Here is a 22,686-nt window from a genome sequence, read left to right as displayed (position 1 = left end):
GACCGCAGCAAGTTCACACTTTCCGCCCTTCACATTAAAGAGAAGGCATCATTTCGATGGCACTTTGGGTTTCACCGCCCCAACCGCTTTGCCCTCTCAGCAATCCTAACCACTTGCGCGCTTGCCGTCGCCGCAGCGCTCCGCACCACCGCGGGCGCCTGCACCGCCCCCCGCCCAATCGCCTCACCCGTGGTCATTGCACCGATCCGCGCCCTGCCCTGCACCCCAGAGGTGTTCATCAGCCCCCGCAGCACCCCCGCAGACCCGTTGGCAATCGCAGGAGCCGCAGCCACCATCAGGTTCCCCGAGATCCCCCGCACGATCAGGGGCGTTGCCGCGACAAAGCCCTTGGCGAGGAACACCATCACGAAGAACGGCACCAGTGAACCGATGTTGGTGGCCGAGTTTGGGTCACCGAGCTGGGCCAGCAGCGAATTCGCCATGCCGACGACGGTCGAGAACATGGCGGCGATGACAATGGGGTAGAAGGCATAGCTGATCGTGGTTGAGACCCATCTGTGGAAGAAATCCTTCGTTGCATCGAAGAGCGACAGGGCGATCATGATCGGCGCGAGGCCGAGCATGAGTGTCAGCATCATCTTGGCGAAGATGAGGACGATGCCGGTCATGAAGCCAAGGAGGCTCAAGAGCACGAGGCCGATGCCGCCGAGGATCGCGCCGGTCATCCAGTTCAGGTTGTTGCCGATCGCGTTCAGGTATTGGCTGAACTCCGTGATGAGATCATCGAACTCGCCTGCGAAGTAGGTAGCTCCTGCCCCGCCGCCGCCGACAGAGGAGATCAGGGCCCCGGCAACGTAGTCGAGCCCGCCGATCACGGCATTGGCCACAGCGTTGAAGTTGGCCCAGTTGAAAGCGAAGAGCCCAATCAACATCAGTTTGACCAGGTACCAGAAGAAGCTGGCTCCATCCATGCTGCGGAACTGGAAGGCCATGTTGATGCAGACGCCGATCAGCGAGAGTGTGACCATCAGCAGGACGATCGTGCCGGTATTGCTGGCCACAGCCCCGAACTGGGACTCGGCCGCATCGGCAAGGAAGCCGTCGGCAGTTCCGACCATCCAGCTGACGATGCTCATTACCAGTTGCCTTGCGCTTCGCAGATATCCTGGACGTCGCGGGCGATCTGGTTCTGTTCGTTACGAATGGCCAGCCTCGCTTGGGTATGCTCGGCCTGCGTGCTTGTAGCGAACCGTTCCTCGTACTCGGCCGAGGCGGCATCCCATGACGGGAAGCGCACATCACAGCCGCAGTCGCCAGTTTCCTTGATCGTCTCCCAGGATCGCAGCTCGTAGAGCCGCATCAACGTCAGCGCCTTGTAGGCCTCGCGCGGGTGGACTTCATCCATCCAGGTCGGTCGTGCGGGCCGGTCGTTGCAGATCCGGTACTGCTGGGGCGTGACGGTCACGGTGAGATCGTTCGTGATTTGAGGCGATGTCTGGGCCGCGAGGGGAGCGGCCAGAAGGGTGACAACTGCGGCGAGGGTGATCTTGCGCATGGGGTTTCCTTTCGGGTCATTCGGCGGCGACCGTTGGGCGCTTTGTGACCCCGGTTCCGGCCGTGTTCTGGTCTGGATGTCTTGCCTGCCCCGGCAGGAAGAACTCGGTGATGCCGCGGGCGCCGTCATGGCGACCGGCCTGGATGATCACGTCGATGGAGCCCTCGATGTAGTCGACCATGTCGGCATAGGTCATCGGCACATCGGTCTTGAGCGCGGCAATGGCGAGGCGGCGGACGGCCAGTTGCGGGGTCTCGGCATGCAGCGTCGTCAGTGAGCCGCCATGCCCGGTGTTGATCGCCTCGAGGAAAGTCATGGCCTCACGTCCCCGGACCTCACCGAGCACGATCCGGTCGGGCCGCATCCGCAGGGTTGAGGCCAGAAGCACATCGGCGCTGCGGGCATCGGTGTCCCGGTCCGCAATCAGCGTCACGGCATTCGGCTGCTCTGGCCGCAGTTCTGCCGCCTCCTCGATAGTGATGATCCGCTCTTCCGGCGGGATCAGCGAGAGGATCTTGCGCGCCGCAACCGTCTTGCCGGTCGATGTGCCGCCCGAGACGATCATGTTGAGCTTGTTCTCGACGCAGAAGCGCAGGGCGGCGTCGATGTCGCCCGAGGCCACCACATCGCGCAGCGCGGCGTTCCGTTCGCGGCGCAGGCCTTCGAGGCTGCGCTCCTTGCCATACAGGAAGCCAAGCTTGATCGCCTCCAGCGGCAGCGACGAGAAGAACCGCAGCGAGATGGAAAACCCGCCTTCGACGGCCGGGGGCTGGATGACTTGCGCCCGGATAGGGCGATCCCGGTAGAGGATCGAGACCGAGACGATGGGCTTCTTCTGGCTGAGCGTCGTCGAGGCAGCCGAGGCGATCTGGTTGCCGAGGTCCTTGATTTCGGTCTGGGTGAGCGGCGTGCCGAGGCCGCGCATGAAATGATCGCCCTGGAGCTCGCCCCAGACCTGCCCGTCGGGGTTGATGCAGATCTCGATCGTGTCGTCGCGCTGCGCGGGCGCGCCAAGCCGGTCGAGCGAGGCTTCGAGATAGCTCGCCGCCATGTCAGAATATCTCCAGATCGCGATCGACCATGACGGTGATCCGCGTGCCCTGGTCGACATGGATCACGGGCCGGATCGCGAGATAGTCCTGCATCACGCTCTGGGTGCTGTCGCGCAGGTCCGTGCCGACGTCGCTCGCGATGTCGGCCGCAGCCTCATCCTCAATCTGGCCTGCAGCTGCGGCAGGAAGAGCCCCGATCAGCGAGATCAGCGCGGCCGAGCCGAAGCGTTGCGCGAAGCGGGTGTCGACAAATCCGGTGGTGCCGGTTCGACCGAGCTCATCTCCGCCGAAGGCGCTGATCTCCAAGGTCTGGTTGTCGGGCAGGATGATGCGGTCCCAGGCCACCATCACCCGCGACTGCGCGAGCGCCACATCGGAGCGATAGCGGCCAATGAGGCGCGCGCCGCGCGGGATCAAGACCCGCGTGCCGTCGAAGGAATGAACGTCTTCCGAGACGATGGCGCGGATTGCACCAGGCAGCGTGCTGTCGAGCGCCGTCTCGGTCACGGCCTGGATCATCGTGCCTTGCACGACGGTGTTGCCGGGGTTCACGATCACTTCGGCCCGCGTCACGGGTGCGGGCCGCGCACCTGCGCGCACGAAGGCTTCGTCCTCGTTCAGACGCGCCGCCTCGAGGCTGTTCCCCCGGTCGGTCCCGGCCCCCATCCCGGAGAACGCGATCATGGGCGACGCGATGCGTTCGGCCCGGGCTTCCGCTTCGGCGATGCGGCGGCGCTCGAGTTCCGCAAGCCGCAACTCCTCCTCGTTCGGCCCGAGATCCATGGGCGCAGGCGGGGTCAGCCGCGCAACCTCGAGGTCCATGCGCAGCAGGTCAAGCTCGCGGTCGCGTTCGGTCAATTGCCGTTCGAGCGCGCGCTGCGCCTCAGATGAGGCCTCCTGCAGCGCCGCGATCTGTGCCGTGAGATCGGCGATGGCTTGTTCTGCGCCGTTGTCCGATGCCTCGACGGGCCGCGCCCGGAGGTCTTCGAGTTCCGCCCGCAGCGTGGCGAGGCTTTCCATCAGCGCGAGTTCCGACGCGGTGGGGCCCGTCTCGGCCGGCGGCGGGGCAGGCTCGACGACGGGCATGGGGGCAAGGTCGCCGAAGCCCGATCCTGTGGTCTGGAACTCTTCGGGGGCTGCGGTCGGCAGGGGCGCTTCCGGCGATGGCTGCAAGGCGGCCCAGGCCAGGCCGCCTGCGGCCACGATCCCGGCCACACCGAGGATGGCGGCCAGCGGGGAGGACCGTGCGGCACCGCGCTTCTTCTCGCCCGTCGCTTCAAGGGCCGCGAGGCGAGCGGCGAGGTCTTCGGTCTCCTGGCTCATGATGTGGGCCCACCCATATCCTGAACACAGACCTCGTCTTCGCCAAGACGCAGCACCCATTGGCGGTTCACGCCCGAGACACGGATGACACCGTCCTCGAGTGCCGTGCTGTTCACCGCCCGCTCGCCGCCATTGGCATAGCGGAAGATCGCCGGGACCGGCGCGTTCCGCGCGAAGCGGAAGTAGGTGAAGGTGCCATCATCCCAGATGGCGGTCGGTGTGAACTCCTCCCGGGCGCTGACGGCGTAGTTTGCATTCGGCGCCTCGGCCGCGACAGCCCGGGTCGGTTCTACGCGGCTCTCGGGATAGCGGAACTGCACGACGTAATGCGGGGTCTCGCGCGCCTCGACGACGTGGAAGTAGTAGGAGCGGCGGTTCGTGTAGACCGTGATGTTGGTGGCCACGCCAGAGGCGGCAGGCTTGATCGCGAAGGCGCGTCCGCCGGGCACGCCGTCGAACTGGAAGCCAACCGTGTCGCCCGCGATGATCGAGCGGATGGTTTCACCCTCACCGAACTCGACGGTGGTGACCCGGGTCAGGGTGGTGACGACGCGGTAGACCTGCCCCTCGGTCCAGGTCGCGATCCGGACGCGGTTGTCATGGGGACCGGGGCGCGGCGTGGTTTCAGCGAAGGCTGCGGGTGCGGAGAGCATCAGGGCACCGGCGACGAACAGGGCGTGAACAGGGGCAAGAACTGGAACAGAGGTCATTCGGAACGGTCCGATCGGATGGCATATTGGGTGACGGTGAAGCCGAAAGGGTTTTGCCAGACATCGTCGATCGAGCGGGTCCGTTCGGGCTGAAAAGCGAACATCAGTGTTGCGGTGAACGATCCGTCCTGCGCCCCTTGCGGACTGGTCAGGCGCTTTCTGAGGCGGACCTGCGCGCGGTTCTCGCCGATGAGCGTGATCGAGGCGATCTCGACAGCCATCTCGGCCGCGGGGCCATAGCGGGTTGGAGGATAGCTTTCCTGCCCCGAGGTCCACATGGCGCGCATGCTGGCCTCGGCCGCTCCGGTGGATTGCGCCAGCACCCGGCGGACGCGCAGATCGTTGTCGAGCTGGTTGTAGGCCTCGCGGTCAAGGATGTAGCGGTAGATCTGCGCCTCGATGATCGCAGGCCGCTCGGCAAGCCGCACCGTTTCGACCGTGGCATTGGGCAGGGCCAGACCCGTCGCGGGGTCATAGGGCACGACGACCGGCGGCGGCGTCTCGACCATCAGGACGACGGCTGCGGCCGCAAGGCAGCCGAAAACGCCAAAGCCTGCCCCGCCAAGGCCGATCATCCGCCAGAGCTGCTCCCGACGCAGTGCGCCATGGATCAGTTCCTCCTCAACCAGTTCGCGCGCGCTCATGCCCGCCGTCATGTCGGGACCTTTGCTCATGGCCGCAAGCTCGGCAGAGTGAAGTCCATGTAGCGGCGCTCTTCGGCGACGGTGGCGGCATCCACCACGCCCGCATTGCCTGCGCCGAGGGTCTGGATGGCCTCAAGCTCCCACATCCGCGTCATGGCGATGGCCAGTTCCGCCGTGACGCGGGTGTTGTGGTCCATCGACTCCTTGAGGTCCTCCATGTCGGGGATCATCGCGACGAGCTGTTCGACACGTTCGAGGGATTGCGCTGCCTCTGCATGGCTGTTCTGGGCCGCCGCCGACATCACGGCACCGGTCGTGGCGCGGGTCGCGACTCCTTCTGCGCCGGGATTGCCGCTGGTGGCAATCTCGCGCAGCGAGTCCTCGTCGAACCCGGCACTGGCGAGCGCCTGTTCCATCTGCGTGCGCAGGGGCCCCGCGTTTGGGCCGATCAGGCTCGACCAGTCGCCCGCCTGGATGCCTCGGATCAGGCCGGGGATGTCTTCGAAATTGGCCTGCAGGAGGTCGTCGAGGTCGCCGCCCATAGCGAGGCCGAGGATGCTGCGCGGACCGGTGAGCGAGGCATACATCTCGTTCAGCTGATCGAGCTGGCCTTGCAACGTCTCGAGTTGCGCCAGCGCATTGTCCAGAAGATCGGTCTGGATCCCGAAATCCTGCAGCATCTGCTGAAGCTGGCGGATTTCCTGGGCGATGTTCTGGGTATCGACCGTGGGCACGCCCTGTGCGGTGACGGGCCCCGCGAGGGCGGAGGTCAGCGCGAGGGTCGCGGCGGTGGTGGTGAGGGAACGGTACAAGCGCCGGATCATCGCAATGTCTCCTGGGTGAAATCCATGAACTGCCGCTCGGCGGCTTGGGCTGCGGCCATGGCGAGTTGTTCCTCGCTGAGCGGCTGGGTATGGGCGGCCTTGATCCGGGTCCGGATCGCGACCAGCCGGGCCAGCTCGGCGCGGGCATAGGTGTTGAGCGCGATGGCCTCATGCAGGTCTTCCGTCTCGCCGATGCGGATGATGATGTCTTGCACCCGCAAGGCGGCGGCACGGACCGAGACGAGCGAATAGTCCCCATAGACCCCCGCCCCATGGGCCGAGAGGCTGAAACTCGCGTTCGCCAGAAGGACGGGATCGATTGTGCCGAGCGCATCGATGCCGCCCACGGCGGCGAGATAGCTGTTGTACTGCTGGGGGATCATAACGACGTAGTGCTGCGTCTCCGCGAAGGGCGGGACGCCGCCGTAGTTCTGCACGTTGCCGGGGCCAGCGTTATAGGCCGCGAGGGCGTGGATGATGTTGCCATCGAACATGTTCAGCATCTGCGCGAGGTACCGCGCGCCCCCCGTCACCTGCAGCCAGGGGTCGTCATAATAGGCCGGATAGATCCCGAGATCGCCGGCCGTACCGGGCATGATCTGGGTGAGGCCGAAGGCCCCTACGGGAGAGCGCGCCCCGATCTGGAAGCGGCTTTCCTGCCAGATCAGCGCCTGCAGAAGGCAGCGCCATTGCACGAGCGAGAGGCCCGCACGGCTCACGCCCGGCAGTCCGTGGGTATGGCGCGCCGCGCGGATGATCAGTTCCTCGATCCCTTCCCGGGCATCGCCAAACATCCGGGCTGCGGCCGGATTGTTGTCCTCGGGCGCGTAGAGGCTGGCGGCTGCGCTTTCGACGTCACCAACCGCCCCCTGCCCCGCCTCGAGCCCGGCCACGGTGCCAGCCACATCGCCCGAGCCAAGGGACATGGCATCCATGAGCCCTTCGAGCGAGGCGAGTTGCTGGCGTTCGATCTCGGCCAGTTCCCCTTCGCGGGTCAGCCGGTCTTGTTGCATCGCCAGGTCGCGATCGGTCTGTTCGAGGATTGCCTGTCGTTCGGCAAACAGGCGCAGGTCGAAGGTTGGCACGCCTTGGGCGACGGCTGGGCCCGCAGCGGGACCAGCCAGCGCAAGGCTGACCACCGAGAGAGGAAGCCAGGTCCGCATTGGCTCAGCCGCCCGCCCCCAAGAGGACGAAATCGCAAGCCGTGTCGCGGCGCGTGACCTCCGCACCCATGGTCGAGATCGTGGCTGTCGCGGTTGCACCTCGTGCGGGCGTATCGCGGAAGTTGAAGCAGTTGGCTTGCGCGGGGTTATGCTGCGCGCAAGCCGTCAGGGTCAGGCCGAGGCCGAGCAGCACAGCGCTGCGGATGATGGTACGGGTCATGTCACTCTCCAGAAATCGGGGCGGTCTCGGTAATCGGGACCGACAAGGGCCTCGCCCTTCTCCATGCCGCCGAGGATGGTCACGAGGGGGCCGAGGGCGCTCAGATCGGCATCGATCACCACTGCGCCGCGGTCATCACGAACGAGTGCGAGCCGCGAGGCGGAGCCGACGCCCAGAAGAACGTCGAGTTCTTTCTCGCTAAGGCCGAGCATCGCGTAATCGGCAGCCGAGGCGCGGATGTTGGGCAAGAGCACCTGCGTCGGCACGGCTTCCACGATGGTCTTGCCGGTCCGGGTACGTTCGAGCTGGCTGGCATACTGGGTCATCATCACGACGACGGCGTTCTGCTTGCGGGCAGTCACAAGCCAGTTCGAGAGCCGCTCCGCGAAATAGGCGTTGTCGAGCGCCTTCCAGGCTTCGTCGATGACGATGATCGTGGGTTTGCGATCCTCGATCACGCGTTCGACCCGGCGGAAGAGGTAGGACAGGACCGCCATGCGTTCCCGCTCGCTCTCAGAGTCGAGGATACCGGTCAGATCGAAGCCTGCGACGTCCCCGTCGATGCTGAAACTGTCCTCGGCATTGGCCCCGAAGATCCAGCCATAGCGGCCGTCTGCCATCCATTCCTGCATCCGCTCGAAAAGATCGCCTTCGTCATCGGTCGAGACCAGCAGCGAGGCGAAATCCGTCCAGTTCCTGAGCCCCGCGTTCCCCGCACTGGCGTTCTGGCGCACGACCTCCTGCAGGCGGTTGGTCTGCACCGGGGTCAGGGGCCGATCGCGGCGCTCGAGGAGGCTTGCAAGCCAGTCGGCCAACCAGGCCTGACCGCGGGCGTCAATCTCGGTTTGCAGGGGGTTGAGCCCCGTGGGCCGCCCTGCCCGTACCGTCGAATAGCTGCCCCCAAGCGCGCGGACGGCCATTTCCATGCCGGCGCGATAATCGAAGACGAAGAGGCGCGCACCTGCCCGCCGTGCCATGGTCATCAAGAAAGCCGCCAACACGGATTTGCCCGAGCCGGGGCGGCCCAAGATCAGCGTGTGCCCACCCGTGGGCTCGCGGTCCGGTGCGCCCTGTTCGTGGAAATTGAAGCGGAACCCGCTGCGCTCAGGCGTCGGGAAAACCGTGATCGGCACGCCCCAAGGAACTTCCATACCGGTCTTGCCGAGGGGCGTGCGGTGGAAAGTAGCAAGATCGGCGAAGTTGTGGTTCGTGATCGCGGCCTTGCGGCTGCGCGCCCCTGTGTTCCCCGGATGCTGCGCCATGAAATGCGCCCGCGCGCCGAAGGCTTCGGAGATCAGGTTGATGCCGGAGGTGGCGGAGATGTTGCGGATCTCGGCTGCGATGTCGTCGAGCGCGGCCTGAGACCGCGCGTAGACGGCCACGGTCATGTGGTGCTCGCCGAAGATCAGGCGTTTGGACTCCAGATCGTCCTGCGCGAGTTCCAACTCCTGCGCGAGGCTGACAGCCCCGTCGTTGGCGGCCTGCATGAGGCGTAGCTGCCGCTTGATCCGGCCCGCCATAATGTTGGCGTTGATCGGCACGAAGGAGTGGGTGACCACCATGTCGACGGGCAGGTTCAGTTCGTCGAGCATCAGGCTGTCGGTCTTGGCGGGGTAGTTCTTCACCGCAAAGATCGCCCCGAGCTTGTCGCCGACGGCTCCGTCGGAAAGAGCGATGGTCGTGCCGCGGAAGGTGACGCGGGTATTGGCCACGTCCTCGGCGATCACGCCGAGGCGCGACCGCGGGAAGAGCGGGTGCTCTTCGCCGGAGTTGAGCGAGCCGAGAAACCCCAGAAGCTCGCCAGTGCTGGCTGCCAAGAGGCGAGGCTTCAGCTCATCGAAGGACGACAGCAGAAACCCCACGACCTCGTCGAGCTTACGCAGACGACGGGTTGTGTCCGCCGCATGCCGGGCACGAGACGCGCCCAAGCCAAAGGGAAAACGGCTGCCGGTCTCGGGGCGCTTCAGCACAGTCAGGGTCAACGTCTTGTCGCGCAGGCCAGATTGGCCCAGATGCGCGCGCCAGCGTTGATCAACGGCAGCCGCAAACCCTTCGCCCGGAATGGGCGGCAGGGTCACATCGACCGCTTTCGACACCTTGTGCAGGTAGAAGGAGAACTCGGTCCCGACCTGCGCCACGATGCCAGCCAGCAACCCTCCGATCCGGTCGAGATGCCCGTCTTCGCTCGTGGTGCTGTTCACTCCTTCAAGGCGAATGCATTGCATCAGCTCGTTCCCGCGCGTCCGGATCGTCCGGTCGGTGACAAGGCTGACATAGGGCAGCATCATTGAGAGCCGCTTCTCGCCCTTGACCCATGCGGGCAGCGCGGTCAGCGGATCGAGCGCCTCCGCCACGTCATCGGCAAGTCCATCACGGGCCATAGCTGTCGCCTCCGTGCAGCTTGCGGTTTGTCGTGGGCGGGGTTTCCTGCAGGGTGATCACCAGGACATCGAGGAAGTTCGGATCCCAGTCCGCAGCCTTCCAAAGCGCAGGCCAGGCCAGCCCCGCGAAGACGGCCACCACCCAGCTCTGCACCCAGAGGAACAGGAGCGTCGAGCCGAAGAGCCAGACCATGGCGTACATGATCGGCAGGCCCATCAGCTTGGGCGGCCTCAGAAGGCCGATGAACACGCGGGACTGGTCGGACATCGGTATTGCTCAGGTCGTCCAGATCGCGGCGACGATGGTGGGCGCCGCAGCGATGCCTGCGATCGCGACCACGACCCAGAGCGCTTGGCGGAAGTCGAGGATCCCGAAGAGCCAGGAGAGGAAGACGCCGATAAGTGCGAGCGTGCCGATCACGATGCCCAAGGGACCGGTGATCGCATCGACGATGCCCTGTAGCAGCGTTTGCACCGGCGACAGGTCGATACTTTGGGCCAGTGCTGGGCCGGCCAGCACGATGAGGGCCATCGCGCCGAGCGCGACAAAGGAAGATTTGGACGTCACGAAAGGTCTCCTCTCAGCCGCTGGAACACGGCTGTCACACGGGCCACATGGCCTTGGGTTTCTCGAAAGGGGGGAATGCCGCCATGGCGGGTGACCGCATGGGGACCGGCATTATAGGCAGCGAGCGCCAGCGCGGGATCGCCGAACTGCTCGAGCATCATCAGAAGGTAACGCGCCGAGCCATCGAGGTTCTGGGCGGTGTCATGGGGATCGACGCCGAGATCGCGCGCGGTGTCGGGCATCAGCTGGCCGAGTCCGATGGCGCCGACGGGGCTGCGCGCGCCGGGATTGTAGGCGCTCTCGACCTCGATGTTGGCGCGATAGAACAGCGCCCAATCGCTGACCGACAGACCTGCCTGACGCAGGGCACCATGGCTGCCGTAGCGCAGCGCCGTGGTCTCGATGGCGTGGAGGATTTCGGGGGAGGCGCGGACGGCGCGCGGGGCGATCGCTGCGGCAGCTGTCACATCGCTCAGGGGAGCATCATACCCACGGGCCTGCGGTGCGGCAAAGAGAAAGAGACGATCAGGAAGGGGCCCATTCTGGGCATCTTCTTCGCCAGTGAACGAGCGCAAGGTGCTCGCAGTCTCGGCGGTGTCGATCAGTCGGCCATCGGGACTGACCTGGAAGATGAAACCGTCGGCAAGGGCCGGGGGTGCGGAACAAACACCTGTACCCAGTGCAACGACGAGCGCAAACGCGCGATCAGTTGTCCTTGACCAGAACCGGGCCGGTCCTTGGCTCGGACGTGCGCCCGGGTGCTGCGTGGCGCTCGCGGGCGCCTTCGACGAGCGGGATGCTGGCGGTCGTGCAGCCCATGTCGGCAAGGAAGCTGACAAGGCCGACGATGGTCTTGAAATCGCGCAGCTTGAGGACGCTGCGGCTGGTGACGAGCATCTTGTCGTCCCCCCCATCCGGGGCAACCGCGCGGATGACCCAGGCGCCGTACCAGCTGTTGTGGCGCTTCTCGGCGCCTTCCTTGCAGACCACCTCGATGAGATAGCCTTCGGCAAGGAGGCCGCGCAGCCCGTCTTCTGTAACCACATTCGGTGCTTCTTCTATCATGGCCTTCCCTTGGGTCCTTGTTCTGCCTGGGTGCAGTCTCGGGCCCACGGGGTCGCAACACCGCGGGCGATACAAGACAACATAAACGATAGCAAGACAATTAAAACGACTTGACGAAGATTGCCTTGCTCCGATAACGGTGATAGCTGACAAAGTCGTGATCTTAAAGGCGGCAAAGGAGTTTTGCCCTGCACATGTCCTGTGCGCGCAACATCCCCCTGGCGCTGCTGATCACCGTCCTTGTGGTGAGTGGTCCGGCCCATGCCTGCATCCCGCCCGAACGGCCGTTCCTGCCCGCGTCCCGAGAAGACATGCGCGCCTACGCGGACCTGATCCGGGGGGATTTCGAGGCCTACATCGCCGACGTGCAGGAGTATTTCCGCTGCATCGACGAGGAGCGCGCGCGAGCCTTTGTGGATGCCAGGGAAGTGAGCGAGGAATACGGGCGGTTCATCGAGGCTGTCGAGTAGCCCCCCTCCCGCTGGCACTGGGCGGGCCTGATCCGATAGGCCCATCAGGCCCGCCACCCTGCGTCGCCACGGGCTAAACGCACGGCGGCTGGAGGGCGGTTTGCCGGAATGGCGGGAGGAGGGACGGGAAGTCGCGCGCGTCGGTTGACCTCAGGCCACCTCGTCAACCCTCGTTGTCACTTCCTTAACCCAAGCCATCAGCGCCGCGGGATCAGACGGTAGCTGAACTGCCAGCCCTTCCGCGAAACTCTCGAAGGCCGGTCGGTTGAGCGCATTTAGACCGACCAGAACGGGGATCTCCATCGCAACCGCCTCGGCGATCACGTCGCGGAACCCCCGCCCCTCCGCCTCGTGCTTTCCGAACTTGTTGACGATCAGCAGGTCCGCGCCGGATGAGAGGCTGACCTTGACCAGACCCACCGCCGTTTCAAGCGCGGCAGGGTCGAGGCGGCACCCCCGCGCCTGCGGGCCAAGATCCTGGCTGATGCGCAGAACGGGACCATCGGGCAGCACCCGCACATCCATGTCGCAGGGGCCGGCATCGGCGCGCTCGCTGTTGATCTGGACAGTGCCGCAGCATCTTAGGCCCCGGGCTGCGAGGTTCGCTGCCAGCCGTTCAAGCACCAGATCCGTATCGCCGCGTCCGGGCGCCATCGTGTAGGCGAGTTTCATGTCCGGGGCTCCTTCAGGATTGGCAAAAAGGTTGGAATTCAACCAGCGCACCGGCTGGCAGGGATTCGACGTCGGCGGGCAGAAACATCAGCCCGTCCGCTGGAGAGAGCAGCCCGACACGGGCCGAATGCGTGGCACCCTCGAAACCGACGACCTCGCGACCATGTGCATCGAAACCGGCGAGCCTGGCGGGCCGGAGTTCGCAGCGCCCGGGCTTGCGGCGGATTGGGCCTGCGATCACGACATGCCGTCGGGTCGGGGCGGGTCCCTCGCCGCTCAGGGCACGGACTAGCGCCAGTCCGAAGACCTGCCATGTGACGAAGGCCGATACCGGGTTGCCGGGCAATCCAAGCCAGTGCGCCTTGCCGATGCGCCCGACCGACACCGGCTTGCCCGGTTTGATCGCAACGCCGCTGAACAGGGTTTCGCCGCCCAATGCCATGACAGCCGGCTTCACATGATCTTCTTCGCCCACCGAGATACCGCCCGTGGTGATGACAAGATCGGCTTGCGCCGACATGTCGCCCAATTGACGGACAAGGCCGGCAAGGTTGTCGGCACCATGATCCGAGGCGACGATGTCGACATCCGCAGCTGCAAGGCTTGCCGTCAGCATCGGAGTGTTGACGTCCCAGATCTGGGCGGCCTCACGCGCGCCCCCGGCGCGGCGTACCTCGTCGCCGGTGACAAGCAGTGCTACGCGGAGCTTGCGCCGAACGCGCAGAATGCCTGCACCGGCGGCGGCACAGGCGGCGATCTCCCTCGGGCCGAGCCTGTGCCCCTTGTCCAGAACGGTCGCACCCTTGGCCATGTCGCTGCCCGCACGGCGGATGTTCAAGCGCGGTTCGGGTCGGCGCGACAGATGAATGACGTCCCCGTCACGCAGGACGTCCTCCTGCATCACGACAGCGTCCGCGCCATTGGGGATTGGCGCGCCCGTAAAGATCCGGGCCGCCACGGCTCCTGCAACCGGCGTCGTCACCGCCTGCCCGGCAGGCACGCGCGCAACGACTGGCAGCACCCAGGGTCCAGCGCCAGTCAGGGCCGATGTCGCGATTGCATAGCCATCCATTGCCGCATTATCGAAAGCCGGTGCCATGGACCGGCACCGGACCGGCTGGGCAAGAATGCGGCCAAAGGCGTGGTCGAGCGACAGGGCCTCGGTGCGGCCGACCGGTGCTACATTCCCTGCAATCCGGGTCAGTGCCTCGTCGATGCTGATCAGCGCGTGAAGCATGTCCTGACTGTCACAGCCGCAGCCCGGTGACGCGATGGCTTGATGGATGGTCATTGTGCTGCCTCCTCGGCGGAATGGGTAGGCTGGAAATGCCCGGGCCCGATGCTGCAATCGAGATCGCGCAGGCGCCCGTCCTTGAGCCCGTAAATCAGGCCATGCACGCGGACATCGGCTCCGCGGCGCCATGCCTTCTGCAGGATCGGCGTCTCGCAGACGCGCCGCACGCCTTCGACCACGTTGAGTTCGGCCAGCCGGTCGCGTTGTGCCTCGAGGTCGGCTTCGCGCCCCAGATCGACCGCATAAGCACGGGCGAGGCGCCGGATCGGCTCGAGCCAGTGATCGGCCAGACCGTGTGGCAGATCCTCGGTCGCGGCCTTGACCCCGCCGCAGCCATAGTGGCCGCAAACGATGATCTCGCGTACATGCAAGGCATCGACCGCGAATTCCAGCGCCGACAGGAGGTTCATGTCCGAGGAGTGAACGATGTTAGCGACGTTGCGATGGACGAACACTTCGCCTGGATCCAGCCCCGCGACCACGTTGGCCGGCACCCGGCTGTCCGAACAGCCGATCCAGAAGAACTCGGGCGCCTGAAGGGCGGCAAGGCGGGTGAAATAGTCAGGCTCTTCGTCGTGACGTTTTCTCGACCACGCCACATTGCGCGCCAGAAGGTCATTCAACATCGGTCGTCTCCGGGAAATCTGGCAGCCCGCGTCTTGAGCGCATGTGTTTCGACAGGATCCGCAGATCGGCCCGGGTCAGCCGGGCGCGGGCAATCGGCAAGAGGATCGCGTTTTCGGCAACGAGGTGGCGCCGCACGTGCCCCGCAAACCTGGACAACACCCCGCGCTCCTTGGAGGACAGATCGGCCCCTCTATCGAGGCAACGAGTGAGCATCGCTCGCACTTCGGGCAGCAGACGCATCGCCTCATCCTGATCGGCCCTGATCCGGTCGATCGCACCCTCAATCGCATCCTCTTCTGTGCAGCGCCGGGCAAGAAGCGGGAACAGGTCCTCAGCCTCGTCGCGCAGGTGGACGTTCAGTTCCTCGTTCACAAAGCGCAGCACCGCTGTCGCTTCTTGGCGATTGAAAGCGTCCGCCGTTGCCAGCGCGTCGATAACTGCGCAAATCTGACGTTCGCGCAGGTGGTCTTCGCTGATGAAGTCCAGAGGATTTGCGAGCAGGCTCGGACTCGTCGGTTTGTCGCCACTTCCGCGCGTCACTGTCTCTGACGGTTTCATCACACGTCCTTTCGCGTGGTTCAGATCGGCGTCAGGCTTGCGCCGGAGATCTGCGCCCCTTGACCGAGGCTCTCCACGAAGGCGCGCGAGGCGCGCGCCCAGGCTGCCTTTTCCAACGCCTGCGCGATCTTCGGCCGAACGGTGTCGTAGGGCAGCACCTGCCCCGGCGCCGTGGCATTCAGTCGGATGATATGCCAGCCGTGGCGCGATAACACGGGCGCCGGGGTCACGGCCCCTTCGGTCAGGGAGCGCAGGGCTGCCTCGAACTCCGGCACGGTGTCGCCGGGGCCAAGCTGACCCAGATGGCCGCCAGAAGCCTTCGAACCGCAATCGCTTTCGCGCGCGGCAGCGGCAAATCCCTTGGCATCGCCGTCGAGTCGCGCCAGCAGGGCAATGGCCCGTGCCTCGGCCGCGGCGCACTCGGCTTCGTCGCGCGGATCGCAGGCACATAGGATGTGCGAGACATCCCAGAGCGGTGCCGAACGATATCGGGCAGGGTCCTTCTCCCATTCCGCGCGCACGGCCTCTTCACCGACGGGTTCGATCACCAGCGCCTCGTCCAGCAGGGCGCGGATCAGGGCTTCGTCGTCCGTCTCGAACCGTCCCGGCGCCAGCTCGAGCGGGTCGGGCGTCAACCCGCGCCGCTTCGCCTCCTGCAAGAGCAGCGTACGGATCGCCAGCGCCTGCGCCGCCTTGCGCCAGGCGATCCCCGGCTTGTCCTTGGGGGCGCTGTGGTTCTGGGCCTCGGCGGCGATTGCCGCCGAGGGGATGGTTTCGCCGTTCACGACGACATCGGGAAACAGGGCCACGTTCATCTAGCTCACTCCGCTGGCGTCGTGGCGCTGGGGCCGCGCTTGGCTTGCACCTTGTCATAGGCGCGGCGGCGTTCCTCGAGTGGGCGATGCCGTCTCGAGCGCACGATCTGGTAGCCTGCCCGCAAGAACAGGTAACGCAGCGGAGCGAAGATGCCCGAAGCAATATGTACCAGCCTTGTAAACGGGAAGACCAAGAAGATCGTCAGTCCAAGGAAGAGGTGCAGCTTGAAGATCAGGGCCACATCCTCGATCTGCGCCGCAGCGCCGGACCGGAAGGTGAATATCCCTTGAGCCCAGGACATGAACTTGGTCATCTCGTGACCATCGAGATGCTGAAGCGATACGAACACCGTCCCCAAACCGAGCACCAGTTGTGCCAGAAGCAGCGCTAGAATGGCGATGTCGGCAAAGCTGGACGTCTTGCGAATGCGCGGATCAGTCCAGCGGCGGTGCATGAGCATCCCACCGCCCACGAGGGCCATGACACCGGCGATGCCGCCAGCGATCACGGCCAGAAGCTGCTTTGCCCCGTGGCTGATGCCGATGGCGTCGAAGATCGCGATTGGGGTCAGCAGGCCAACGAGATGTCCGACAAAGATCACCAGGACACCAACATGGAACAGGATCGAACCTATGATCAACTGCTTGCGGCGCAGCATCTGGCTCGACGAAGTTTTCCACGTGAAGGGATCACGTTCGTACCGCACGATCGATCCGATAAGAAGAACGGACAGAGCGATATAAGGATAAATGCCGAAAAGAAAGTTGTGCATGTCTGCCTCCATTATTCGGTCACGGGCCGTGCATCCATCGCACGGCGGCTCGGGCTGTCCATCGCCGCGAGCATGTCGCGAACCTGCGGACAACCGGCGTTCGGGTCGGGGCCGAAAGTGACTTCCGTTTCCTCCCAGACAGCATCGAGCGCCGCGAGGTCGGTCGGATCATCATCTGGCTGGGCCAGCATGTCGGCCACCGCTTCGGCGTCGGCCTGCGTGTCGGCGAGCTGGGAAAGAGCGGCGAACGCGGCGGCATACCCGCTGTCGCGCCGGACAAGTCGGGCCGCGAGAGCGTCGAGGATATGCGCCGCGTCCGCCAAAGTTTCCTGCACTTCTGCGAAGGGACGCGTCGACAGGAATTCCAACAGCACCGGCAAATGATCAGGCAGCTCCGAGGTGGCGGGTTCGAACCCGCCCTCCCGGTAGGTCTCGATCAGGCTGACCATGGCGCCGCCCCGGTCACGGCTTTCACCATGAACGTGCTCGAAGAGATTTAGCGACAGCGTCCGCGACCGGTCGAAGAGCATCACATAGCTCTCTTGCAGATCGTAGAGGTCGGCGTCTGCGAAGCCATCGGTCAACGAGCGCAGCGCAGCCCGCGTTTCGGCGGCGATGCGGGGATCGCCGCCAAGAACGGCGCCGATGTCGGGCATCGCCTCCTGAAGTTCCCGCGAGGGATAGCTCAGGATCAGCGACAGGGCTTTCAGGGAACGGTCCAGCATCAGAAGGTCTCCTGCGGAAGGGCGAACTTTTTCTTCTTGCCGCCGAAGAGCGTCGTCTTGCCCGCCTCGCCGGTGGAACAGCCGTTGCCGTCGGTGAAGCCGCAGCCGCCGCGAATATCGGCGCCATGCTCGTTCTGTTCGCGGTGCGCCGTGGGGATCGCGAAACGATCCTCGTAATCGGCGATGGCCATGATCTTGTACATGTCCTCGATCACCCGACCGGACATGCCGACTCGGGCGGCGATCGCCTCGTCGCGCACGCCGTCAACGCTGAGGGCCCGCATGTAGAGCCGCATCGCCGACATGCGTTCGAGGGCGTGAACGATGGGCTCCTCGTCGCCCGCCGTCAGCATGTTGGCGAGGTATTTGACGGGGATGCGCAGGGAGCGGACGTCGGGCATCTGGTCGCTCATCGCGATCTGCCCCGCCTGAGCGGCGTTCTGGATCGGGCTGAGCGGCGGGATGTACCACACCATCGGCAGCGTCCGGTATTCCGGGTGCAGCGGGAAGGCGACCTTCCAATCCATCGCCATCTTCCAGACCGGGCTGACCTTCGCCGCCTCGATCCAGTCTTCGGGCACGCCGTCACGGCGCGCCGCGGCGATCACCTCGGGGTCGTTCGGGTCGAGGAAGACGTCGAGCTGCGCGCCGTAGAGATCGGTCTCGCGCTCGGCGCTGGCCGCAGCTTCGATCTTGTCTGCGTCATAAAGGATCACGCCCAGATAGCGAATGCGCCCGACGCAGGTTTCCGAGCAGACCGTCGGCTGGCCGCTTTCGATCCGCGGATAGCAGAAGGTGCATTTCTCGGATTTGCCGGTGTCCCAGTTGTAATAGACCTTCTTGTAGGGGCAGCCCGAGACGCACATCCGCCAGCCGCGGCACTTCTCCTGGTCGATCAGAACGATGCCGTCCTCCTCGCGCTTGTAGATCGCACCCGAGGGACAGGAGGCGGAACAGGTGGGGTTAAGGCAGTGCTCGCACAGGCGCGGCAGATACATCATGAAGGTGTTTTCATACTCTCCATAAATGTCCTTCTGCACCTGATCGAAGTTGTAGTCCTGAGACCGCTTCGAGAATTCGCCGCCGAGGATTTCCTCCCAGTTCGGACCCTTCTCGATCTTCTCCATCCGCTCGCCGGTGATCTTCGAGCGGGGGCGCGCGGTCGGGAACGCGGTCATGTCGGGCGCCGATTTCAGGTGGTCGTAGTCGAAATCGAACGGCTCGTAGTAGTCGTCGATCTCGGGCATGGCCGGGTTGGCGAAGATGTTCGCCAGGATCCGCCATTTCGACCCCTGCTTGGGATGCAGCTTGCCCGAGGCCGAGCGCACCCAGCCGCCGTTCCAGCGCTTCTGGTTCTCCCAGTCCGTTGGATAGCCGGTGCCGGGCTTGGTCTCGACGTTGTTGAACCACGCGTATTCGACACCTTCGCGCGTCGTCCACACATTCTTGCAGGTGACCGAGCAGGTGTGACACCCGATGCATTTGTCGAGGTTCAGGACCTTTCCGATTTGCGCACGAACTCTCATTCCGCTGCCTCCACGTTCTGGGTTGCGGACCGGCTTGCGGGTTTGTCGAGCCAGTCGATCTTCTTCATTTTCCGCACGATCACGAACTCGTCGCGGTTGCTGCCCACGGTGCCGTAGTAGTTGAAGCCGTAGGACAGCTGCGCGTAGCCGCCGATCATGTGCGTGGGTTTCAGGGTGGCGCGGGTCACCGAGTTGTGGATGCCGCCGCGATTGCCGGTCTTTTCCGAACCGGGCGTGTTCACGATCTTTTCCTGCGCGTGATACATGAATAGCGTCCCCTGCTTGATCCGCTGGGACACCACCACCCGCGCGGTCAGCGCGCCGTTGGTGTTGTAGGCTTCCACCCAGTCGTTATCGACAAGGCCCGCCTTTGCCGCGTCCACCTCGGACATCCAGACCACCGGGCCGCCCCTGTTCAGCGTCAGCATCAAGAGGTTATCGGTGTAGGTGCTGTGAATGCCCCATTTCTGGTGGGGCGTGATGAAGTTCAGCACCACGTGCGGGCTGCCCTCGGCCGCGTCGTTGTTGACGGCCGCGGTGATGGTCTTGAGGTCCACCGGCGGGCGATAGCTGACGAAACCCTCGCCGAAGGCGCGCATCCATTCGTGATCCTGATAGAGTTGCTGGCGGCCCGTCAGGGTGCGCCACGGGATAAGTTCGTGGACGTTGGTGTAGCCAGCGTTGTAGCAGACCTCCTCGCTCTCGATGCCTGACCATGTGGGCGACGAGATGATCTTGCGCGGTTGCGCGGCGATATCGCGGAAGCGGATCTTGGTGTGATGCGCGCCCTCCGCCAGGTGGGCATGGTGCTGCCCCGTGGGCTTCTCAAGTTCTTCCCAGGCCTTCACGGCCACTTCGCCGTTGGTTTCCGGGGCGAGCATCAGGATCATCTCGGCCGCGTCGATGGCGGTTTCGAGTTTCGGCTGGCCTTTGGACACGCCCTCGTCCAGCACGACCCCGTTCAGGTCGCGCAGGTGCTTGACCTCGGTCTTGGTGTCCCAGTTGATCCCCTTGCCGCCGTTGCCGAGTTTCTCGAGCAGCGGCCCGACCGAGGTGAACTTCTTGTAGAGGTTTGGATAATCCCGCTCGACCTCGATGTAGTTCGGCGCGGTCTTGCCCGGGATCAGGTCGCATTCGCCCTTCTTCCAGTCCTTCACTTGCGCCTGCGCCAGTTCGGCGGCGGTGTCGTGCAGCAGCGGAAGCTGGACGATGTCGGTCTCGACCCCCAGCACCTCGGGCGCGACTTCGGAGAATTTCCGGGCGATGGACTTGAAGATCTCCCAGTCCGACTTGCTTTCGTAGGCCGGGTCCACCGCCGCCTGCAGCGGGTGGATGAAGGGGTGCATGTCCGAGGTGTTGAGGTCGTCCTTTTCGTACCAGCTGGCCGTCGGCAGGACGATGTCGGAATACACCGCCGTCGTGGACATCCGGAAGTCGATGCAGACCAGCAGGTCGAGCTTGCCCTTCGGCGCCTCGTCGTGCCAGCGGGCCTCCTTCGGCATCACGCCGCCTTCCTCGCCCAGATCCTTGCCCATGACGCCGTGATCGGTGCCCAGAAGGTGCTTGAGGAAATACTCATGCCCCTTGCCGGACGACCCCAGCAGGTTCGAGCGCCAGACAAACAGGTTGCGCGGCCAGTTTTCCGGGGCGTCCGGATCCTGGCAGGACATTTCCAGATCGCCGGATTTCAGCTGTTCGGCGACGTAGTCCTTGATCTCCTTCCCGGCCTTCTTTGCGGCTTTCGAGACTTCCAGAGGATTGGTCTTGAGCTGTGGGGCAGACGGCAGCCAGCCCATGCGCTCGGCCCGGATGTTATAGTCGATCAGGCTGATGTCCCAATCGCCCTCGGGTGCGGTCGGCGACAGGATCTCGCCGGCGCGCAATGTCTCATAGCGCCATTGGTCGGTATGCGCATACCAGCACGAGGTGGAGTTCATGTGCCGCGGCGGGCGGTTCCAGTCGAGCGCGAAGGCTAGAGGCTGCCAGCCGGTCTGCGGGCGGAGCTTCTCCTGCCCCACGTAGTGTGACCAGCCGCCGCCCTCCTGCCCGATGCAGCCGCACATCACCAGCATATTGATGATGCCGCGGTAGTTCATGTCCATGTGGTACCAGTGGTTCAGACCGGCCCCGAGGATGACCATGGATTTGCCATGTGTCTTTTCGGCATTGCCCGCGAATTCGCGGGCGACCGCGATGATTTTCTCCCTCTCAACGCCGGTGATCTTTTCGGCCCAGGCGGGGGTGTAGGGACTGTCGTCGTTGAAATCCTTGGACACCCAGTCACCGCCAAGACCCCGATCCAGCCCGTAGTTGGCGCAGAACAGGTCGAACACGGTGGCAACTAGCGCTTCGGATCCGTCGGCCAGTTTCACGCGCCGCGCCGGAATGTTCCGGGTCAACACCTCGGGGTGATCGCATTTCACGAAATCGCCCGTGGCCGCACCGCCGAAGTAAGGGAAGTCGACGCCCACGACCTCGTCGTGGGCGCCATCCATGATCTGGCTCAGGCGCAGCTTGGCCTCTGCCCCTTTTGCCCGCTCTTCGAGGTTCCACTTGCCCTCTTCACCCCAGCGGAAGCCGATGGACCCGTTGGGTGCCACGATCTGGCCAGACGTCTCGTCATAGGCGACGGTCTTCCAGTCGGGGTTGTTCTTCTCACCCAGCTTGCCGTCGAAATCGTCGGCGCGCAGCATCCGGCCCGGCACGAGGTGGCCGTCCTTTTCATCCAGCCGAACCAGCATCGGCATGTCGGTATACTTGCGGGCGTAATCCTCGAAATACTCGGCCTGCCGGTCGAGGTGGAATTCGCGCAGGATCACATGGCCCATGGCCATCGCCAGCGCCGCGTCGGTGCCCGCCTGCGGGTTCAGCCAGATGTCGCCGAACTTGGCGGCTTCCGAATAGTCGGGGCTGACCACGGCCGACTTGGTGCCGCGATAGCGGACCTCGGTGTAGAAATGGGCGTCGGGTGTCCGGGTCTGGGGCACGTTCGAGCCCCAAAGCATCAGGAAACCTGTATTGTACCAGTCGGCCGATTCCGGAACGTCAGTCTGTTCGCCCCAGGTCTGGGGGGAAGCTGGCGGCAGGTCGCAGTACCAGTCGTAGAACGACATGCAGGTACCGCCCAGCAGGCTCAGGTAGCGTGAACCGGCGGCGTAGCTGACCATCGACATGGCCGGGATCGGCGAGAAGCCGAACACGCGGTCGGGCCCGTAGGTCTTGGCCGTGTAGGCGTTGGCGGCGGCGATGATCTCGGTCGCTTCGTCCCAGGTGGCCCGCACGAAGCCGCCCTTGCCCCGCGTTTTGTTGATCGAATTGCGCAGGTCGGGATCGCCCTGAATCGCGGCCCAGGCGGCCACCGGCGTCATCGTCTCGCGCATCTTCCGCCACGCCCGCATCAGCGCACCACGGATCAACGGGTTCTTCACCCGGTTCGCGGAATAGAGATACCAGCTGTAGGAGGCTCCCCGCGCACAGCCGCGCGGCTCGTGGTTGGGCAGGCCCGCACGGGTGCGCGGATAGTCGGTCTGTTGGGTTTCCCAGGTGACGATCCCGGATTTTACGTAGATCTTCCACGAACACGACCCGGTGCAGTTCACCCCGTGCGTCGAGCGGACGATCTTGTCGTGCCGCCAGCGGTTCCGGTAGGTGTCTTCCCAGCTGCGATCCTCGCGGGTGGTCTGACCCCAACCGTCGGAGAATTGCTCCAGTTCCTTGCTCTGGAAGAAGTTCAGTTTGTCGAGCAGATGGCTCATTTGGC

24 protein-coding genes are annotated in these 22,686 nt (G+C 64.7%); 1 reads left to right on the top strand and 23 read right to left on the bottom strand.

Annotated elements, in window-relative coordinates; genetic code table 11:
- Positions 1 to 71: 71 nt before the first annotated feature.
- The 14 genes from QO033_RS17320 to QO033_RS17255 are packed head-to-tail and all read right to left on the bottom strand — an operon-like array spanning position 72 to position 11,466.
- Positions 72 to 1,097, bottom strand: coding sequence for a type IV secretion system protein (locus QO033_RS17320; RefSeq protein ID WP_284482217.1), 1,026 nt, complete (start codon positions 1,095 to 1,097; stop codon positions 72 to 74).
- On the bottom strand, positions 1,097 to 1,516 hold the full coding sequence (locus QO033_RS17315; protein ID WP_284482216.1) for a hypothetical protein: 420 nt from the start codon (positions 1,514 to 1,516) through the stop codon (positions 1,097 to 1,099). The genes QO033_RS17320 and QO033_RS17315 overlap by 1 nt, the downstream gene beginning before the upstream one ends.
- A gap of 16 nt (positions 1,517 to 1,532) precedes the next feature.
- The gene (locus QO033_RS17310; protein WP_284482215.1) at positions 1,533 to 2,567 is read right to left on the bottom strand and encodes an ATPase, T2SS/T4P/T4SS family; all 1,035 of its coding nucleotides are present in this window, start codon (positions 2,565 to 2,567) and stop codon (positions 1,533 to 1,535) included.
- 1 nt (position 2,568) lies between these two features.
- Positions 2,569 to 3,891: a TrbI/VirB10 family protein gene (locus QO033_RS17305; RefSeq protein ID WP_284482214.1), complete on the bottom strand. Its 1,323-nt coding sequence runs from the start codon at positions 3,889 to 3,891 to the stop codon at positions 2,569 to 2,571.
- Positions 3,888 to 4,544 (bottom strand): TrbG/VirB9 family P-type conjugative transfer protein, encoded by a 657-nt coding sequence (locus QO033_RS17300; RefSeq protein WP_284482220.1) that lies wholly within the window; start codon positions 4,542 to 4,544, stop codon positions 3,888 to 3,890. Before QO033_RS17300 ends, QO033_RS17305 begins: the two co-directional genes overlap by 4 nt.
- A gap of 53 nt (positions 4,545 to 4,597) precedes the next feature.
- Complete coding sequence (locus QO033_RS17295) at positions 4,598 to 5,245, bottom strand: virB8 family protein (RefSeq protein ID WP_284482219.1); 648 nt, start codon at positions 5,243 to 5,245, stop codon at positions 4,598 to 4,600.
- 26 nt (positions 5,246 to 5,271) lie between these two features.
- Positions 5,272 to 6,069 carry a type IV secretion system protein gene (locus QO033_RS17290; protein WP_168624973.1) on the bottom strand — a complete coding sequence of 266 codons (798 nt, stop codon included), beginning with the start codon at positions 6,067 to 6,069 and terminating at the stop codon, positions 5,272 to 5,274.
- Positions 6,066 to 7,232: a lytic transglycosylase domain-containing protein gene (locus QO033_RS17285; RefSeq protein ID WP_284482213.1), complete on the bottom strand. Its 1,167-nt coding sequence runs from the start codon at positions 7,230 to 7,232 to the stop codon at positions 6,066 to 6,068. Before QO033_RS17285 ends, QO033_RS17290 begins: the two co-directional genes overlap by 4 nt.
- A gap of 4 nt (positions 7,233 to 7,236) precedes the next feature.
- Complete coding sequence (locus QO033_RS17280) at positions 7,237 to 7,452, bottom strand: hypothetical protein (RefSeq protein WP_284482212.1); 216 nt, start codon at positions 7,450 to 7,452, stop codon at positions 7,237 to 7,239.
- Positions 7,449 to 9,833: a VirB4 family type IV secretion/conjugal transfer ATPase gene (locus QO033_RS17275; RefSeq protein ID WP_284482211.1), complete on the bottom strand. Its 2,385-nt coding sequence runs from the start codon at positions 9,831 to 9,833 to the stop codon at positions 7,449 to 7,451. The genes QO033_RS17280 and QO033_RS17275 overlap by 4 nt, the downstream gene beginning before the upstream one ends.
- Positions 9,823 to 10,101, bottom strand: coding sequence for a type IV secretion system protein VirB3 (locus QO033_RS17270; protein ID WP_284482210.1), 279 nt, complete (start codon positions 10,099 to 10,101; stop codon positions 9,823 to 9,825). Before QO033_RS17270 ends, QO033_RS17275 begins: the two co-directional genes overlap by 11 nt.
- Before the next feature lie 9 nt (positions 10,102 to 10,110).
- Positions 10,111 to 10,401, bottom strand: coding sequence for a TrbC/VirB2 family protein (locus QO033_RS17265; protein ID WP_028095512.1), 291 nt, complete (start codon positions 10,399 to 10,401; stop codon positions 10,111 to 10,113).
- The gene (locus QO033_RS17260) at positions 10,398 to 11,081 is read right to left on the bottom strand and encodes a lytic transglycosylase domain-containing protein (RefSeq protein ID WP_210730713.1); all 684 of its coding nucleotides are present in this window, start codon (positions 11,079 to 11,081) and stop codon (positions 10,398 to 10,400) included. Before QO033_RS17260 ends, QO033_RS17265 begins: the two co-directional genes overlap by 4 nt.
- Positions 11,082 to 11,106: 25 nt before the next feature.
- Positions 11,107 to 11,466 carry a hypothetical protein gene (locus QO033_RS17255; protein ID WP_210730706.1) on the bottom strand — a complete coding sequence of 120 codons (360 nt, stop codon included), beginning with the start codon at positions 11,464 to 11,466 and terminating at the stop codon, positions 11,107 to 11,109.
- Between the two features lie 194 nt (positions 11,467 to 11,660).
- On the opposite strand from QO033_RS17255, the gene QO033_RS17250 reads away from it, so the two are divergent.
- Positions 11,661 to 11,936, top strand: coding sequence for a hypothetical protein (locus tag QO033_RS17250; protein ID WP_284482209.1), 276 nt, complete (start codon positions 11,661 to 11,663; stop codon positions 11,934 to 11,936).
- A gap of 150 nt (positions 11,937 to 12,086) precedes the next feature.
- Here the strand turns inward: QO033_RS17250 and QO033_RS17245 are convergent, their stop codons facing one another.
- From QO033_RS17245 to QO033_RS17205, 9 genes are read right to left on the bottom strand one after another with little or no spacing between them, the layout of a single operon-like run.
- Positions 12,087 to 12,608: a DUF2478 domain-containing protein gene (locus QO033_RS17245; RefSeq protein ID WP_168624901.1), complete on the bottom strand. Its 522-nt coding sequence runs from the start codon at positions 12,606 to 12,608 to the stop codon at positions 12,087 to 12,089.
- A 13-nt stretch (positions 12,609 to 12,621) separates the two neighbouring features.
- A complete protein-coding gene (locus QO033_RS17240; protein ID WP_284482208.1) occupies positions 12,622 to 13,899 on the bottom strand; it encodes a molybdopterin molybdotransferase MoeA in 1,278 nt (425 codons plus the stop codon).
- Positions 13,896 to 14,528: a carbonic anhydrase gene (locus QO033_RS17235; protein WP_284482207.1), complete on the bottom strand. Its 633-nt coding sequence runs from the start codon at positions 14,526 to 14,528 to the stop codon at positions 13,896 to 13,898. Before QO033_RS17235 ends, QO033_RS17240 begins: the two co-directional genes overlap by 4 nt.
- A complete protein-coding gene (locus QO033_RS17230; RefSeq protein ID WP_168624903.1) occupies positions 14,518 to 15,087 on the bottom strand; it encodes a hemerythrin domain-containing protein in 570 nt (189 codons plus the stop codon). Before QO033_RS17230 ends, QO033_RS17235 begins: the two co-directional genes overlap by 11 nt.
- A 20-nt stretch (positions 15,088 to 15,107) precedes the next feature.
- The gene (locus QO033_RS17225; RefSeq protein WP_284482206.1) at positions 15,108 to 15,902 is read right to left on the bottom strand and encodes a peptidylprolyl isomerase; all 795 of its coding nucleotides are present in this window, start codon (positions 15,900 to 15,902) and stop codon (positions 15,108 to 15,110) included.
- 5 nt (positions 15,903 to 15,907) lie between these two features.
- Positions 15,908 to 16,675, bottom strand: coding sequence for a respiratory nitrate reductase subunit gamma (gene narI / locus QO033_RS17220; RefSeq protein ID WP_284482205.1), 768 nt, complete (start codon positions 16,673 to 16,675; stop codon positions 15,908 to 15,910).
- Between the two features lie 11 nt (positions 16,676 to 16,686).
- The gene (gene narJ / locus QO033_RS17215) at positions 16,687 to 17,400 is read right to left on the bottom strand and encodes a nitrate reductase molybdenum cofactor assembly chaperone (protein ID WP_284482204.1); all 714 of its coding nucleotides are present in this window, start codon (positions 17,398 to 17,400) and stop codon (positions 16,687 to 16,689) included.
- A complete protein-coding gene (narH, locus tag QO033_RS17210; RefSeq protein WP_050930785.1) occupies positions 17,400 to 18,926 on the bottom strand; it encodes a nitrate reductase subunit beta in 1,527 nt (508 codons plus the stop codon). The genes narJ and narH overlap by 1 nt, the downstream gene beginning before the upstream one ends.
- Positions 18,923 to 22,681, bottom strand: coding sequence for a nitrate reductase subunit alpha (locus QO033_RS17205; protein WP_284482203.1), 3,759 nt, complete (start codon positions 22,679 to 22,681; stop codon positions 18,923 to 18,925). Before QO033_RS17205 ends, narH begins: the two co-directional genes overlap by 4 nt.
- Between the last annotated feature and the right edge of the window lie 5 nt (positions 22,682 to 22,686).

The organism is Pseudodonghicola flavimaris (genome assembly GCF_030164425.1).
GTDB classification, from domain to species: Bacteria; Pseudomonadota; Alphaproteobacteria; order Rhodobacterales; family Rhodobacteraceae; genus Pseudodonghicola; species Pseudodonghicola flavimaris.
The sequence above is the reverse complement of the archived record's forward strand: the minus strand, read 5'-3'. Positions and strand labels throughout refer to the sequence as shown.

Excerpts from the sequence above, each read along its gene's own strand:
- QO033_RS17320 (WP_284482217.1), bottom strand. The coding sequence starts at position 1,097 with ATGAGCATCGTCAGCTGGATGGTCGGAACTGCCGACGGCTTCCTTGCC.
- QO033_RS17315 (WP_284482216.1), bottom strand. The coding sequence starts at position 1,516 with ATGCGCAAGATCACCCTCGCCGCAGTTGTCACCCTTCTGGCCGCTCCC.
- QO033_RS17310 (WP_284482215.1), bottom strand. The coding sequence starts at position 2,567 with ATGGCGGCGAGCTATCTCGAAGCCTCGCTCGACCGGCTTGGCGCGCCC.
- QO033_RS17305 (WP_284482214.1), bottom strand. The coding sequence starts at position 3,891 with ATGAGCCAGGAGACCGAAGACCTCGCCGCTCGCCTCGCGGCCCTTGAA.
- QO033_RS17300 (WP_284482220.1), bottom strand. The coding sequence starts at position 4,544 with ATGCTCTCCGCACCCGCAGCCTTCGCTGAAACCACGCCGCGCCCCGGT.
- QO033_RS17295 (WP_284482219.1), bottom strand. The coding sequence starts at position 5,245 with ATGAGCGCGCGCGAACTGGTTGAGGAGGAACTGATCCATGGCGCACTG.
- QO033_RS17290 (WP_168624973.1), bottom strand. The coding sequence starts at position 6,069 with ATGATCCGGCGCTTGTACCGTTCCCTCACCACCACCGCCGCGACCCTC.
- QO033_RS17285 (WP_284482213.1), bottom strand. The coding sequence starts at position 7,232 with ATGCGGACCTGGCTTCCTCTCTCGGTGGTCAGCCTTGCGCTGGCTGGT.
- QO033_RS17280 (WP_284482212.1), bottom strand. The coding sequence starts at position 7,452 with ATGACCCGTACCATCATCCGCAGCGCTGTGCTGCTCGGCCTCGGCCTG.
- QO033_RS17275 (WP_284482211.1), bottom strand. The coding sequence starts at position 9,833 with ATGGCCCGTGATGGACTTGCCGATGACGTGGCGGAGGCGCTCGATCCG.
- QO033_RS17270 (WP_284482210.1), bottom strand. The coding sequence starts at position 10,101 with ATGTCCGACCAGTCCCGCGTGTTCATCGGCCTTCTGAGGCCGCCCAAG.
- QO033_RS17255 (WP_210730706.1), bottom strand. The coding sequence starts at position 11,466 with ATGATAGAAGAAGCACCGAATGTGGTTACAGAAGACGGGCTGCGCGGC.
- QO033_RS17250 (WP_284482209.1), top strand. The coding sequence starts at position 11,661 with ATGTCCTGTGCGCGCAACATCCCCCTGGCGCTGCTGATCACCGTCCTT.
- QO033_RS17245 (WP_168624901.1), bottom strand. The coding sequence starts at position 12,608 with ATGAAACTCGCCTACACGATGGCGCCCGGACGCGGCGATACGGATCTG.
- QO033_RS17240 (WP_284482208.1), bottom strand. The coding sequence starts at position 13,899 with ATGACCATCCATCAAGCCATCGCGTCACCGGGCTGCGGCTGTGACAGT.
- QO033_RS17235 (WP_284482207.1), bottom strand. The coding sequence starts at position 14,528 with ATGTTGAATGACCTTCTGGCGCGCAATGTGGCGTGGTCGAGAAAACGT.
- QO033_RS17230 (WP_168624903.1), bottom strand. The coding sequence starts at position 15,087 with ATGAAACCGTCAGAGACAGTGACGCGCGGAAGTGGCGACAAACCGACG.
- QO033_RS17225 (WP_284482206.1), bottom strand. The coding sequence starts at position 15,902 with ATGAACGTGGCCCTGTTTCCCGATGTCGTCGTGAACGGCGAAACCATC.
- narI (WP_284482205.1), bottom strand. The coding sequence starts at position 16,675 with ATGCACAACTTTCTTTTCGGCATTTATCCTTATATCGCTCTGTCCGTT.
- narJ (WP_284482204.1), bottom strand. The coding sequence starts at position 17,400 with ATGCTGGACCGTTCCCTGAAAGCCCTGTCGCTGATCCTGAGCTATCCC.
- narH (WP_050930785.1), bottom strand. The coding sequence starts at position 18,926 with ATGAGAGTTCGTGCGCAAATCGGAAAGGTCCTGAACCTCGACAAATGC.
- QO033_RS17205 (WP_284482203.1), bottom strand. The coding sequence starts at position 22,681 with ATGAGCCATCTGCTCGACAAACTGAACTTCTTCCAGAGCAAGGAACTG.